Annotated in this window: 12 protein-coding genes; 11 read left to right on the forward strand and 1 reads right to left on the reverse strand. The window is 46.6% G+C overall.

Annotated features, from left to right (window positions below):
- Nucleotides 1-57 precede the first annotated feature (57 nt).
- From L3V36_RS04135 to rlmJ, 11 genes are all read left to right on the forward strand, one after another.
- The gene (locus tag L3V36_RS04135) at nucleotides 58-756 is read left to right on the forward strand and encodes an ABC transporter ATP-binding protein (RefSeq protein ID WP_017098816.1); all 699 of its coding nucleotides are present in this window, start codon (nucleotides 58-60) and stop codon (nucleotides 754-756) included.
- Nucleotides 744-2,042, forward strand: coding sequence for an FtsX-like permease family protein (locus L3V36_RS04140; protein ID WP_102575218.1), 1,299 nt, complete (start codon nucleotides 744-746; stop codon nucleotides 2,040-2,042). Before L3V36_RS04135 ends, L3V36_RS04140 begins: the two co-directional genes overlap by 13 nt.
- Nucleotides 2,035-2,829: an outer membrane lipoprotein-sorting protein gene (locus L3V36_RS04145; RefSeq protein WP_208774475.1), complete on the forward strand. Its 795-nt coding sequence runs from the start codon at nucleotides 2,035-2,037 to the stop codon at nucleotides 2,827-2,829. The genes L3V36_RS04140 and L3V36_RS04145 overlap by 8 nt, the downstream gene beginning before the upstream one ends.
- A 9-nt stretch (nucleotides 2,830-2,838) precedes the next feature.
- Nucleotides 2,839-4,131, forward strand: coding sequence for a hypothetical protein (locus L3V36_RS04150; RefSeq protein WP_208774472.1), 1,293 nt, complete (start codon nucleotides 2,839-2,841; stop codon nucleotides 4,129-4,131).
- Complete coding sequence (locus tag L3V36_RS04155) at nucleotides 4,131-5,165, forward strand: histidine kinase (protein ID WP_208774470.1); 1,035 nt, start codon at nucleotides 4,131-4,133, stop codon at nucleotides 5,163-5,165. Before L3V36_RS04150 ends, L3V36_RS04155 begins: the two co-directional genes overlap by 1 nt.
- A 72-nt stretch (nucleotides 5,166-5,237) precedes the next feature.
- Nucleotides 5,238-6,104 carry a response regulator transcription factor gene (locus L3V36_RS04160; RefSeq protein ID WP_208774468.1) on the forward strand — a complete coding sequence of 289 codons (867 nt, stop codon included), beginning with the start codon at nucleotides 5,238-5,240 and terminating at the stop codon, nucleotides 6,102-6,104.
- 238 nt (nucleotides 6,105-6,342) lie between these two features.
- Entirely contained in the window at nucleotides 6,343-9,117 is a 2,775-nt protein-coding gene (locus L3V36_RS04165) for an insulinase family protein (protein WP_065680982.1), read from the forward strand.
- A gap of 278 nt (nucleotides 9,118-9,395) precedes the next feature.
- Nucleotides 9,396-9,878 (forward strand): hypothetical protein, encoded by a 483-nt coding sequence (locus L3V36_RS04170; protein ID WP_029221919.1) that lies wholly within the window; start codon nucleotides 9,396-9,398, stop codon nucleotides 9,876-9,878.
- 271 nt (nucleotides 9,879-10,149) lie between these two features.
- Nucleotides 10,150-11,949, forward strand: coding sequence for a protein translocase subunit SecD (gene secD, locus L3V36_RS04175; protein ID WP_017084986.1), 1,800 nt, complete (start codon nucleotides 10,150-10,152; stop codon nucleotides 11,947-11,949).
- Between the two features lie 2 nt (nucleotides 11,950-11,951).
- A complete protein-coding gene (gene secF, locus L3V36_RS04180; RefSeq protein ID WP_004732672.1) occupies nucleotides 11,952-12,890 on the forward strand; it encodes a protein translocase subunit SecF in 939 nt (312 codons plus the stop codon).
- A 235-nt stretch (nucleotides 12,891-13,125) separates the two neighbouring features.
- Nucleotides 13,126-13,992 (forward strand): 23S rRNA (adenine(2030)-N(6))-methyltransferase RlmJ, encoded by an 867-nt coding sequence (gene rlmJ, locus L3V36_RS04185; RefSeq protein WP_208774467.1) that lies wholly within the window; start codon nucleotides 13,126-13,128, stop codon nucleotides 13,990-13,992.
- Between the two features lie 307 nt (nucleotides 13,993-14,299).
- On the opposite strand, the gene L3V36_RS04190 is transcribed toward rlmJ, so the two are convergent.
- Nucleotides 14,300-15,388, reverse strand: coding sequence for an alkene reductase (locus tag L3V36_RS04190; protein WP_102462075.1), 1,089 nt, complete (start codon nucleotides 15,386-15,388; stop codon nucleotides 14,300-14,302).
- Nucleotides 15,389-15,417 lie beyond the last annotated feature (29 nt).

Here is a 15,417-nt window from a genome sequence, read left to right on the forward strand (position 1 = left end):
CAAGCTCATTAACAACTGCGAACGCTTAAAAATTATGGGTCAGCGGAGGACAAAGGAATGATTGAATTTAAAAATATCGGCAAAGCGTATGTCACGGGCGGTCAACGTGTTGATGCACTAAACGGGGTCGATGGACATATCCAACGTGGTGAAATGGTGGCGTTATGTGGGCCATCAGGTTCTGGCAAAAGCACACTTTTGAATATTCTTGGATTGTTGGATATGGACTACCGAGGCGAGATAAATATTGATGGCCAACCATATCCGACAGAGAAAATCGCCGCTGCACGTTTTCGTCGTCAGTCGTTGGGTTTTGTATTTCAGCGCTTCAATTTGGTTCCTGTGATGACCGCGCTAGAAAACGTCGCTTACCCATTGATGTTGAACCAATGCTCAAAACAAGAACAGCAGACCAGAGCTCAAGAGATGTTAGAGCGTGTTGGGCTAGGAGATTACGTTCATCACCGTCCAGACAACCTTTCAGGCGGTCAGCAGCAACGTGTTGCGATAGCCAGAGCCCTTATCCATAACCCAAGCTTGGTGATTGCCGATGAGCCGACCGCTAGCTTAGACAGCCACACCGCCAACCTTGTGATCGACATTATGAAAGAGCTTGGCCACGAAATGGGCACGACTTTTATTGTCGCAACGCACGACCCAAGAATGGCACAGCGCTGCGATCGAGTCATTGAACTTATCGACGGTCAACTGGCGCCACAAGCTGTAACCACGGAGGCGATCTCATGGGCAAGTTAACACAAAGAATGAGCACGTTTTTACTTCCAACTTCGATGCGTTTGGCTTGGCTTAACTTATTAAGAAACGGTCGTCGTAGCTTGCTTTCTGTGTTGATCATCGCGATTGCGGTTTTCGCACTCACCAGTGCCGGTGGTTACGGACTTTATACCTACGAATCTTTGAGAGAATCGACCGCGCGCGATACTGGTCATCTTACTTTGAGCACACCGGGTTATTTTGAGCAAGATGAAGACATGCCGCTGAGCAATGGTCTCGATAATGTTCAAGCGCTCACCAAGAGCATTATTGGCGACAGCGATGTGCGTGGTGTGCAGCCACGAGTCTACTTCAGCGGTTTGGTGTCTAACGGCAGCAAATCGACCATCTTTATGGGAACGGGCGTGAATGAGCGTGAGTTCGATATGAAAGGACCTTTCCTTGATGTGCGCAGCGGGCAAACCCTGTCGGATGTGAAATCCCCAAGATACGACAACCAAGAGCCACAAGTAATGCTCGGAACCGACTTGGCTCGTAACCTCAAAGTTGCCGTCGGTGATTGGGTAACGCTGCTCGCCACCACCAGTGATGGCGCTTTGAATGCCTTTGATTTTAAGGTACAGGGTATCTACTCGACAGGGGTTCCTGAGCTGGATAAGCGTCAGCTGTATGTTCACATCACCACTGCTCAAGAGCTTTTGGCCTCAGACAAAGTCAGTACCTTGTCGGTGTTCCTATTTGAAACAAGCAAGACCTCGACCGTTCAACAGCGTATCCAAACTGCTTTAGATCGAAATAGTGCAAGTCAAAGCGATCAAGGCACAGAGATCGAGATCACTCCGTGGCAAGATCGCGCGTTTTTCTACACCAAGGTTAAAGATCTTTACGACCGGATCTTCGGCATCATGGGCGCAGTGATGGCATTGGTGGTGTTTGTGTCGCTGTTTAACACCATGACCATGTCGGTGACGGAACGTACTCGTGAAATTGGCACCTTGTCGGCTCTTGGTAGTTACCCTTCTGAAATCGTGGCTGGCTTCTTAAAAGAAGCGGGATTACTGGCGATGATTGGCAGTGCAATAGGCGCGTTAGTGAGTGGTTTAGTGTCGCTGTTATTGCTGGTGGTTGATATACAAATGCCACCACCTCCCGGCAGAACCGAAGGTTACCCACTCAACATTTACTTCTCATTAGAATTGGTTGGTTACGCCACCTTAGGTGTGCTGACAATATGTTTGCTGGCTGCTTATTTTTCTGCTCGCAAAGGCGTGAATAAGCCAATCACGGAGGCGTTGGTTTATGTATAAATTAACTCGTTCATTCAATACCTTGGGGTTGGTTTTCGCGTTGGGCTCTGTGTTGGTTCTAGCATCAACACCAAGCTGGGCTGTCGATTCACAACAAGTCACTGAGATGATCGCTAAGGCGGATAGTTACCGATTGAACAGCGCACAAGCCTCTAAGGTAGTGTCTCTGGTGGCGCTGTATCAAGACGATCAACTGGATAAAACCCGTGAATACAACGTCTATACAAGACCAAATCGAGAGTCGTTAGTGGTGTTCAAATCAGCCGTCGAGGCTGGGCAAAAGATGCTGATGATTGAAGATAACTATTGGCTGTTGATGCCGAAATCTCGTCGCCCAATTCGTATCACACCTATGCAAAAGCTATTGGGTGAAGCCTCGGTAGGTGACATCTCGACGCTCACTTGGAGCGAAGATTACCAAGGTGAGTGGGTTGCCGAGCAACAGGTTGAGATGCCGACTGGCGAGACGCTCGATACCCATCACCTAAAGCTCGCGGCGAAAACTAAGGGTGCCAGCTATCAATTGATTGATCTGTGGTTAACGGCAGACCGAGCGTTTCCAGTGAAAGCGGATATGTATCTGCGTTCAGGTAAACTGGCGAAGCAAGCGTGGTTTACCGAAGGCGTGCGAGATGGATTACCAACCGTTGTGTCGATGACCTTGCTCGATAAGATTCAACCAAGCAAGAAAACCGTGATTGAGTACCGCGAAGTGATTGAGCAAAGCTTGGAAGACAAGTATTACAACCCTGCCTACCTATCGCGTAACAGCGTGTCTGGGCTTTAGGTGGACGTCATGAAAGCTTCCAATCGCCGATTCCACATCAAGTATTCAGCCGTTACTTTGCTTGCTTTGTCTTGTGTGAGTAACACGATTCAAGCGGACGATCTGAGCTTGGCGTGGGACTGGCAATTGAGTGCAGAAGCCGTTGAATCGCGAGAGTCGCCATTCAGCCCTTTACCATCTGATAATCGTCAGTCTTTAAATGGCTTGCTGGATCTAGAGGTTGGATATGGTAATTGGCTTGGTCTGTTCGCAGTGAAAGCCAACGATATTCTGAGCAACAACCCTCAAGGGCAAGAGGCGAGCTTTGAATCGGAATTTATTGTGCGTGAGTTGTTCTGGCAAGGTGGGGTTGAGCTGTCGAATTCAGCGTTCGGTGACCATTATCTTGATGTCACGCTGGGTAAGGTTCGCCTAGATTGGGGCGTAGGCTATGGCTATCGACCTTTAGACATCATCAAGCCTTATCGACAAAATCCCGTTGGTATTGTTGCAGAAGAGGGCGCGGGTGTGACCTCGGCGTCACTGTTCGATATGACGGGAGAATGGACACTGCTTTACAGCGATTCGTCATGGACTTCTCAAGACGTAAATGAATTCGAAAAGCAGAACCAACAACAAGGGGTTGGCTTGCGTCGTTACAATCTTGTAGGTGATCACGAATATCAATGGGTCGCTTATTATGACGATGTACGCCACGGCTTGCTTGGGGCGAGTTTGGTTTCGGTGTTGAACCTCGCTTGGGAGTTTCATGGCTCGGTGGTCTATCAACGACAAAGCCTTGGCTACAGTCAGCCTAACTTACTGCTTAAACCGGTTTATCTTGAAGAGCAGGGCGAAGCTTATCAAGCGTTGGCAGGACTAACATGGGCCAATGACACGGGTCACAATGTGGTCTTGGAATATTGGTTTGATAGCCGCGCTTGGAGCAATTCTGAATGGCAAAGTGCAATAGAAAGTGCCGAGTCTTTGTCGGTTAATTCGATGACAGCATCACTGGCAGGGTCTTACGCTCAAGGTTATCAACACGCCAATTTGGTTCAGCACAACATCATGTTTCACTGGTCTCTGGATTCGACACATGGTTGGCTTGAAGATATCACGCCAACATTTGATGTGATGTTCTCTCCACAAGATAGCGGGTTTATTGCGACCCAGTGGCTCAACTATCAGGCTTTAGATAATGGCGATTCATCGTTGGATTTGGAACTTGCTGCACGCTTTCTAGGCGGTAAAAGTGATTCTGCTTACGCCAACTTACCCGATAGTCATATGATTCTTTTAAATATCAAAGGACGATTTTAATGAACACTTTTTCAAACAGTAAGTTTCCATGGATTAAAAGCTTTACGCTGACCACTCTGTTTTGTTTCGTTATCGCCATCACCACACAGACAATTTGGGGCGGCGATCTTGTGGTCAATCTCGCGATAAGCTTTGGTTTTGGCTACAGCGCGGTGGGTTCTTCTTTTATCTTGGTTGAGGTGTTTAAGAGGAAATCAAAGGTGTTTGATGTAGGGATCTCAATGGTGATTGCGATGACCTTTGGTACCTTGAACGCGCACTATTGGTTGAACGGATATTTTGGAGCCAATATCTCGGACCTTAAATCCGTAGTCTTGCTCGGTGTGATCTTCTGTTCGGTTTGCTATTACTACTTCTATACACGAGAGCAACAACTACGCGCCGATAACGAATTGGAAGTGGCCAAGCGTCGTCAGGCCGATCAAGAAAAGGTGGTGGTGCTGAGTCAGCTCAAGCAACTGCAAAGCCAAATTGAACCGCACTTCTTGTTCAACACACTTGCGACCATCAATGTGTTGATTGAGAGTGATAGCGCGAAAGCCAAGTTGATGCTCGAAAAACTGACTGACTTATTGCGCGTGACTTTGAAAAACAGCCGCACCGAGCAATCGACCACCGCACAAGAGGTCGACTTGTTAGACGCTTATCTTAATATTCAGAAGATACGCTTGGGTGAGCGCTTAACGTTCTCGATTGAAACACACGAGATTAGCGATTTGCAGGTGATTCCACCGTTCTTGATTCAACCTTTGGTCGAGAATGCGCTTACGCACGGTATCGAACCCAAAGCGGCGGGTGGCCAAGTGAATATTCGTATTACTCAACAAGCACAGCAGCTAAAAATTGAAGTGGCTGATAATGGCGCAGGGCTGAAAACGCCTTCTGCGAATACGGGTCACGGTGTTGGGTTAAGCAATATTCGTCAGCGAATCGAAACCCTTTATGGTGATAAGGCGAGCCTAACGATTACTGAACAAACTGAAGGCGGGGTAGTGTCGACGATCTTGTTACCGCTGACTGACGCAGCTGCCTAGAATTACAGACTAGAAAGCACAGAACAGTGACGAAAAATAGACGATTTACAGTGTGAATTTAAAGGATTAACTATGAATAACCAAGCAATACAGCCGAGCGTAACGGCGATTATCGCAGATGATGAAGCACTGTTAAGGCATCACCTAGATAAGAGTTTGGCTGAGGTTTGGCCGGAGCTAGAAATCGTCAGCAAGGCACAAAACGGTTTGGAGGCGATGCAGAGTATTCAGCAGCTTAAGCCCGACGTGGCGTTTCTCGATATTCGTATGCCTGAGCTGGATGGAATCTCGCTCGCGAAACAATTGAACAAGCTAGATTCACCGCCATTGATTGTGTTCATTACGGCTTATGACGAATACGCGGTCAAAGCCTTTGAGCACAATGCGATGGACTACCTACTTAAGCCAATCAATGAAGAGCGTTTACTGGCCACATGTCAGAAGGTTCAAGCGCGTTTGTTAAGCCGTCAAAAACAGCCTGATGACATCCCAGTACAGCCCGATATCACAGCGTTAATGGCTCAGCTTCAACAGCTATCACAATCGACTTCCCAGCAAACGCAGCCTCCTTATCTATCGCAGCCCCTTTATCAACAGCAGAAGAAACATCTCACGTGGCTCAAGGCTAGCGTTGGAGAAGACATTCACCTAATCGCAGTCCATGATGTCGCTTACTTCAAAGCGGAAGACAAGTACGTGTCTATATTCAAAAAAGGCCAAGGCGGTTTGCTAGAGGAGTTTATTCTTCGCGTGTCGCTAAAAGAGCTGATTGCGCAGCTTAACCCAGATGAGTTTTGGCAGATCCACCGCTCGGTGGTGGTGAAAGTGTCAGCCATTGATAAAGTGAAGAAAGGGCTTTCAGGCCAGATGTCTGCTTATGTGTCAGGAGAGAAGTTACCGATCAGCCGCGCTTCGCAAGCGCTCTTTAAGGGTATGTAGCAAACTAGCTTAAATGTATGTAGCCATTGATTTTAAATGGATGTAGTTAGCGAGTTTAAATGGATGTACTAGGCTCTTATCAAAACGCTGCTTTAAACGAGCACAATCAATCTTACATAACGTATAATGATTTATAAAATAAAGATCTAGATCACAAAGATACTCATCCGGTTCAATATTAAATAATAATCGTTAACTCAATCTGTATATTGTCGATGAATGACATTAAGAGGTTGTTATGAAAACATATTATTTAGCGACGGCACTATGCCTAACTTTGGTTGGCTGTAGCTCAACATCAAAAACCACTGAAACCTTAATCCAGCCGGATCCGGCATGGACATCAGGCCAGCTAGAAAATGGCCTTACCTACCATGTTTATCCAGATCATGAAGAATCCGTATCTGTTCGTTTAGTCGTGCACGCGGGTTCAATTCAAGAGACTCATCAGCAAGAAGGTTATGCTCACTTTCTGGAGCACATGGCATTCAATGGCAGCAAGAATTTCTCTGAAAATGACGTGATTCGCTTATTTGAAGATGCAGGCGCTAGCTTCGGTGCTGATATTAATGCCTACACCTCTTATGAAGAGACGGTCTACCAGTTAGATTTGCCAGATAACGTCCAATTGCAGTCTGCCCTGACGTGGATGCGTGACATTGGTGATGGCCTGGATCTATCAAGTTCAGAAGTCGAAAAAGAGAAAGGCGTGGTTCTTGGCGAGTTTCGTATGGCTCGCCTCGATGATAAGTCATTCGGAGATATATATTATGATCACTTCATTGAAGGCGGCCCTTACGAATCGCAAGATGCACTAGGGACTAAATCGTCTATTGTGAATGCCACTCCTCAAGGTATCACCAACTTTTATCAAACTTGGTATCAACCTCAAATAGTTGAGCTGGTCGTTTCTGGTGATGTGGACATCAAAACCGTGATTCCACTCATTGAAGAAAAGTTTTCTAGCTGGGAACGTGGCGACACGCCGAGACCAGATAAACAGAAAGTGACCTCATTCAATGAAGATGATTATGTTGAGTACGCAGGAAGAGAAGCGCCAAGCATCACTCTGACGTTTAACCGAGGTTTAAATAGAGTTGAAAATCATGCTCAGCAGAACCAACGCAGGTTAGATGAAACCTCTCAACAATTGATTCGACAGCGATTAGAAGCGGTGTTCAATGATGCCGCGCTGCCGACTCAATGGATAGCGTCTGATAGCTATCGAATGGGTTCTCTGTACTATTCGTCAATAAGTGTTGGGTTTCCGACTGGAGGCCGCGAAGTTATCCAAAAAGATCTGCTTTCTACATTGGCATCACTGCGTGATTTTGGTGTTTCGGAAACGGATATTGTTGGTGAACTGCACTACTACCAAGACTTGCTGGATAACATTGAGCATGACTGGGATAAAATGGACAGCGTTGAACACGCGAATTACAAAGTGAGCAGGTTAGTCACTGATCGAATTGTCCAATCACAGAAAGACTATCAAGTCAGCTTGGAAGCTTTCATTGATAACTTGAGCCTTGAAGTGATTAACGACAACATCAAGAATCTACTTTCTGATGATTACTTTATTGTTATTGGGATGGACGACAATGAAGACAGAACTGCGGTCATCAACTCTCTAGATAGCTTAAAAACCACGTATAGCGAGGCGGGAATTCCGCCGCTTGCGATTGGAACAGCCAGTGCCTTTGCTGTACCTAGCTCGCAAGGCGAGGTTGTGCTTGCTGAACAAATGTCCGTAGATCCATACATCCAAAAGTGGACGTTAAGTAATGGTATCGATATGTGGTACTTGCGTGATTATGTGGCAGGTGATGATGTCGGTGTAATGTATATGAGCCTTGGCGGAAAAGCCGCTTTGGATCCGAGCTTGTACCCAGCGGTTGAGGTCGCATTACCTACTTTCGCTCGAAGCGGTGCCGGTGAGTTTACGGGCTCTGAGCTTTTAGCGTACTTTGATCGTGAAAATATTCGCGCCGATTCCTTCATTGGTAATACTCGTCATGGTATTGAATTTAATATCAATAAAGACGGGCTTGAAGACACGCTTGCTGCGCTTTATACCTTCATAACTGCGCCTAAAATTGTTCCCGATCAGTTAGAGGCAGTGAAGCAGGAGTTTGCACAGGGTCAGGAATCTTTCTTGAGCAGCCCTGTTGGCCAGTTTGAACGCGCAAGAAACCAGAACATCTATCGTCAGGACAGTGGCCACCTCTTTGTGGGTAAAGAACGTGTTGAAGCAGTTTCTGTGGAAGACATCGCTAATCTTCATCAGCAACTGTTTGGTCAAATGAGACATAACCAATTGGTGATCGTGGGTGATATCGACCCAAGTGAATTAAAGCCATTGGTTGAGCAATACTTGGCTTCGATTCCATTAGAAAAAGCCGACGTTCCTGACTTTAAGGTGGCCTACAAGCAGCCATCTGAATCACGCATTGATTTAGCCATCAATAATGTGAATAGTGCAGAGTACGTCTTACGAGTCATCTCTGAACCTACAACCGAAACCGACCAAGGCGTGACGGCAAAAGATATCTTCACGGAAAACTTGCTAGAACGACTGCTGGCGACTCGCTTAGATGCTTATATTCGTGAAGAGTTGAGTTTAGACTACTCACCTTATACGTATTCGGCGTCTGCAGATGGCGAACTGAGTCATGAGTGGGTTATTGGTGCGATGATAGCGCCTGAGAACGTTGATAAAGTGGAAGTGGCGATCGATAAGGTGATTGCAGACCTTCTACAAGGTGTCTCTGAAGAGGAAATGCGAGCGGTAGTGAAACAGTTTGAAGCTGACTTCACGCCTCTCGAGATGAGCTCCATCGACCAAGCCTGGTATTTGTCTCGTTATTTACTTCATGGTTACGACATCGAAGCTTTGTCTCAAGTTGAGCGAGTGGCGAGGTCGATCACTGCGGAAGACATGAATCAACTTGTCCAACGCATCTTTGGTGAAAATAGCCGTAAGGTTAAGAACATCATGCGTCCTAAAGCCTAAAGCCTAAAGCAGACTGAAACACTTAACCCAAAGCCAAGCGCACACCGCTTGGCTTTCTTGTTTTTACACCATTCATAATATCTATGCACCAAGCTTTGTTGAGCTCTTTTTTAGGTATATAAATCTAAATGCCGTGAGTGCCTAATCGGTTGCATCGTATCATTTTCTAAAAAAATGTTTTAAATCAAGACAGCGTTTCATTTGTATTGTAGATTGACGATCTACGAGAATGTTATTTGGATATTAGATTGCTTAAATTAGGTACCCGATTAGTCTTAATGTTGTTTTTACTGAGCTTTGGCTTAGTGAACTCTAACGGCTATTCGTTCCCTTCTAAGCCATTTCAAATATACTCGGCTCAAGAGCAATCTTCACAGAATGAACAATCTTCCTCGATAAAACAGTGTAAACAAGCCGCTACGGATAACCCGTCGAGCTACTTCGAGTGCAACAAAGCTCAGTTTGGCACCGATCCTTCTGGTGACAGTTCCAACTATCACGACACTGAGTCGAGCCTCCAAGCTGCAAACTTCAGACGTATGCTCAGTAACGAGCAAGAAAGTGTGGCCGATCTTGAGCCTGCTTATCATCTACTGATTGACTTCTCTCCCCCCTCAATACTGGCTTCCCTGCTCTTCAACACGCCGTTGTTGGATTCCAAGCTGCACTGGACCAGTATTGTGAGTTCTCCGTCTTCCCGGCTTTCGGGGTGGAAAGAGGGCAACATCCAATACTCGCATTTCCGAGAACTTCTTAGCTAATCGTTTGACCCTAAATTGGTCGTATCGATGGTCGCCTCGCGCCCGTTGAACTCGCCAATTAACCAAGACAAACATAGCGACATCAGCTTTAGCATCACTACCGTTCAATCAGCTTGTTCTGGTTCCAGCTATCGATCGTGTTCGCAAAACATTAGTTATACCAATCGTAGTAAATAACTGGTCACCCTAGCTGGTTAAAATGCTCGTTCACTGCTTTTTCCGGTGCTATTTTTGAGCACGTATTTACGGTGATTGGTAAAAAGAAGAGATCTTGACTGTGAAAAAACGCATTCCAAGAAAACAAATCAACCACTATTCAAAGTGGAAATACGCGGTGCTTATCGCCACCATTATCATCATGGTTCTGAGTGCTTTACCTTCTTGGTATGGCGAGAATGCATCGGTTCAAATCAGCAATCGCTCTGAACAGACCATCGATGCGACTCAAATTACTCAATACCTTGCGAGCGAAGGCATCCAAGCCAAATCTGCATTTCAAAAAGACCAACGTTTAGTCGTGATCTTAGAAGATGCTGAACAACAAGCGAAAGCCAAAGAGGTGCTGAATGAGCGCCTATTGGATAACGCGACGGTTGCGCTAGCGATGGAACCAGCAGCACCTAAATGGCTAACAGACATGGGCTTCGCGCCGATTCAGCTAGGCCTTGATTTACGTGGTGGTGTGCAGTTCTTATTAGAAGTGGATATGGAGCCAGTTTATCACGCGCAAGCTCAAGCGATGGTCGACGAGATCACCAGCGAAGTGCGTTATGCCCGCGGTAAAGTGGTCAACAACCAAGTTCAGTTTGATTTCCGTACCGACGCCGATTTCGAAAAAGCCCAGAAGCTGATTCGTCAAGAGTTCCCACAATGGCTACGTAACCGCTCAGACAAGTCGCTAACGTTAACTCAGTCTGAAGAAGAGCAAAGAACGCTACGCAACCTTACGGTTCAACAAAACCTGCAAATCATGCGCAGCCGTATTGAAGAGCTAGGCATCACTGAGGCATCGATTCAGCGTCAAGGTGAAAGCCGTATCCGTATTGAACTGCCGGGTGTACAAGACCCTGCAGCTGCGAAAGACGTGATTGGTGCAACGGCATCTTTGGCGTTCTATTCGGTGTACGACAATGCCACTCGCAGTACTCAAACCCTGAAAGATTCAGACGGCAACCGTGTGGTCGTCGACCGCAAGGCTGTGTTGAGTGGCGAACACATTATTGATGCTCGCAGTGGCATTGGTGAGATGGGCAGTGCAGAAGTCAACATTACGCTGGATTCTTCTGGTGGTAAGAAAATGTCTGAGTTCTCACGTCATAACATCGGTAAGCCAATGGCAACGGTGTACAGCGAATACAGCCGTGATAGAGCGGGCAACAGCAAGCAAGACAGCGAAGTGATTAGTGTGGCAAACATCCAATCTCAACTGGGTAGCCGCTTCAGAATCACAGGCGCTGGCAGCTTAGCTGATGCGCAAGAGCTCGCGTTACTGCTGCGTGCGGGGTCATTGACTGCGCCTGTGACCATCATTGAAGAACGTACCATTGGCCCATCTTTGGGGGCTGAAAATGTAACTAACGGCTTTGCTGCTTTGGCACTTGGTCTTGGCCTTACGCTAACGTTTATGGCGCTATGGTACCGCCGCTTAGGTTGGGTCGCGAACTGTGCATTGGTGGTTAACATGACCACATTATTTGGTTTGATTGCGCTGCTACCGGGTGCGGTATTAACTCTGCCGGGTATTGCGGGTCTAGTACTGACCGTTGGTATGGCGGTGGACACTAACGTGCTTATCTTCGAGCGTATTCGAGACAAGATGAAAGAAGGGCGCAGCTTTGCTAGCTCTATCGATCGTGGTTTCGATAGCGCATTCTCGTCAATTTTCGATGCTAACGTCACTACCATGATCGTTGCTGTGGCTCTATATACCATTGGTAATGGACCGATTCAGGGCTTCGCTCTGACACTGGGCTTAGGTCTTCTAACCAGTATGTTTACGGGTATTTTTGCTTCACGAGCAATCATCAATTTGGTTTGGGGGCGTGACCAACGCCACGATGTAAGGATTTAAGCATGAGTACTTCAAAAATGACTATTTCAGACCGCTATTTTTCAAATAGCAATATGACTCGCCTTCGTAAGGTGATGTCTGTGATTTCTATTGTGCTGTTCATGAGCTCTGTGATGCTGGTGGCAGTGAAAGGTTTTAACTGGGGTTTGGACTTTACTGGCGGTGTGGTTGCCGAGGTTCAACTCTCTGATCAAGTAACCAAAGATGCGTTAAAAACCAAACTTGATACGGCTTTCCAACAAGACGTACAAGTGGTCGGCATGGCAGAGCAAGATCGCTGGACAATTCGTTACAGCCAACTGACAGACGCTCCACAGCCAAACTTAGTGGATGCTTTGTCTTCTGTAAGTGACCAAGTAAAAGTGCTGAACAGCAGCGTGGTTGGCCCTCAGGTGGGTCAAGACATGGTTGATCAAGGTGGCTTGGCGGTATTGGTGTGTTTCTTGATGATCATGCTGTACCTGAGTGTGCGATTTGAATGGCGTTTGGCTCTGGGTGCGCTTGCCGCGATCATCTATGACGTGACGCTTATCTTGGGTCTGTTCGCTTTTACTCAGTTTGAGTTCAACCTGACCGTATTGGCGGCCGTGCTAGCGATTCTCGGTTACTCATTGAATGACTCGATCATCATCGCCGACCGTGTACGCGAAATGCTGCGCGGCAATCCAAACGGTGATACTGATAACCTGCTCAACGAATCGGTTAAAGCGACCTTCTCACGCACCATGGTGACTTCAGGAACAACGCTAATTACCGTATCAGCGCTTTGGCTACTTGGTGGCGCTGCGCTGCAAGGTTTCGCTATTGCACTCGTGGTTGGCATTGTCAGCGGTACGTGGTCTTCAGTTTCTGTCGGCATCACACTGCCTAAGTTACTTGGCCTACAGCCTTGTCACTACCAAGTGAAAGCGCCAGTAGAAGTTGAGGGTGAGTACCCTTAGTCAAGCTAAGCTAGCTTATGCACGCTAGGCCGATTTACTTACGCTATTAACCTAAATCAATAATGAAAGCCCCTGAACTCACTTAGCCCCCTAAGTAAGCTCAGGGGCTTTATTTTTTATAAGAGTCAACTGGTTAGAGAAAAGTGAGCCTATTTCAAAAAACGATGGATTGAGCAGGCAAGCCCTCATGATATGAAGTATGTTTAGATGACGTTAGTAGAAATGAGGCAAGGGAATGGAATATCGACATCAATGTCATGTAGGCGACCATGGTGATGCACTGAAGCATCCAGTATTGAGTGCACTTGTTCAGTCATTAATGCAGCAGCATTCACGCCTCAACGTTATCGACACGCACTCAGGTACAGGGTGTTATGACCTAACTACCGCACCAAGTAATCACGCCGGTGAGTTTTCTGAAGGGGTCGGGTACTTGTGGCGCAATAAGGCTTATCTTCCTCCGGCATTCGCTTCTTTTATGTCGGTACTGGAATACTACAATCCGAATCAACTTATCTCTTTGTATCCGGGTTCTGCCGCCATCACTTACCAACAAGGTCGCAGCCAAGATAGTTTCTATTTTTCAGACATTCAGCAAGATGAAGCTGATTTACTGCAAACCAATATCGAGAAGTTACAATGTAACCTAGATATTTCGAGCAAGCTTACGATTAGCGCAGGTGATGGGCTTAAAGCGTTACCTGATGACGTTGCTAAACATGACAACCACCATCTGATTGTTATCGACCCACCCTATGAAACCGATTCAGAATATCTCGCGGTGATCGATGCCTTAGTTAAGGCGTATCAGCAATCTGAGAAGGTATCTGCACTAATTTGGTACCCGCTCTACACGGATGACAAGAGCTCACTGATTTTGAACCACTGTGTAACTGCAGTGAAAGATGGTTTGCTGCCAAGTCCGATTAAGTCGGAGCTTCGCCTTCGTGATCCTAAGGGTGATGATCGCCTGATCGGTAGTGGTTTGCTGTTGTTCAATCCTCCCCAAGGCATTGCGGGAACGGTCGCGGATACGCTTGATTATTTACACAGCCAACTCGCGACAAATGGTGAAGGGTATTGGCAAATGAGAAGTCTATAAATCTGATTTCTATGGATTTTATGATGATTTTCTAGACGTCGTTCACTAAATCACTGTTATTTATGTGGTTTAAATTGACCAAACGCTAACTTTTATCGATTGATTAATTGCAGTGAATCATTTAAAAATAGAATATCAATGCGCACAAGTGCATAATGGCTCATAAGTTAAATAATTAATCTTAAGATTAAACTAGATTGTGGTTTACCCCCTAAACTGCATAAGGCTCGCACTAGTCATGCGAGCCTTTCTTTTGCCTGTCGGAAATGTTTCTAGTGGTTAGAAACCATCATCTCCTCCAAATTCACTACAACGCTGGGTAATCGATGTAGCCTTTTTCGTTGCCGCCGAACAGAGTCGCGCCATCAAGATCGGATAGTTCGCTGCCGTTTTGTAGGCGTGAAACGAGATCTGGGTTAGCGACGAATGGGCGACCAAATGCGACAAGGTCGGCGTAGCCTTTGCTTAACACTTCTTGGGCGCGTTCTGGTGTGTAGCTGCCAGCAACGATGATGGTGTTAGAGAATAGCTCTCTTAGTTCGACACGGAAGCTTTCAGGTATCACAGGCGCGTCATCCCAATCGGCTTCTGATAGGTGCAGATAAGCGATATTACGAGCTTGCAGTTCCTTTGACGCTTCTAAAATCGTTGGCACGATGTCTGGACAGTTCATGTCTTTGAAGGTGATGAATGGGGCCAAACGTACGCCCACTTTGTCAGCACCAATCGCTTCAATTACCGCATCCACGACTTCAATTAGAAAACGAAGTCGGTTCTCGCGGCTACCGCCGTAGTTGTCGGTGCGCTTATTTGAATTGGTTCTTAGGAATTGATCGATGAGGTAGCCATTACCACCGTGGATTTCCACTCCGTTGAACCCTGCCTCGACAGCTTTTTTCGCTGAGTTAGCAAAATCTTGAACAACACGATCGATATCGGCTTGGGTCATCTCTCTTGGTTGGATGCAATCCACCATGTTGCCGTTACCATTTTCATCAGAGATCCAAACCTGCGTTTCTATAGGTGCCAGTGCTGAAGGTGCAATCGGCAGCTCGCCTTTTTGAAAGGTAGGGTGTGATACTCGGCCTACGTGCCATAGTTGGCAGAATATCGCGGCACCTTGCTCTTTTGCTGCTGTTGTTACTGATTTCCAACCTTCGATTTGCGCATCGGTATAGACGCCGGGTGTGAATGAGTAACCTTGGGAGTCATCTGAAATTTGTGTGGCTTCAGTGATGATAAGCCCTGCACTTGCTCGTTGTTGGTAATAAGTCGCCATCATGTCGTTTGGCACGTTTCCAGGTTGGCTAGTGCGAGCGCGTGTCATGGGTGCCATAACTACACGGTTTTGCAGCTCTAGGCCTTTCAGTTCTGATGTTTCGAATAACTTGTTCATGATCTCTACCTTTATGAATTTTTAGTGCT

This window comes from Vibrio sp. G-C-1, assembly GCF_021728015.1.
In the GTDB taxonomy this organism is placed as follows: Bacteria; Pseudomonadota; Gammaproteobacteria; order Enterobacterales; family Vibrionaceae; genus Vibrio; species Vibrio splendidus.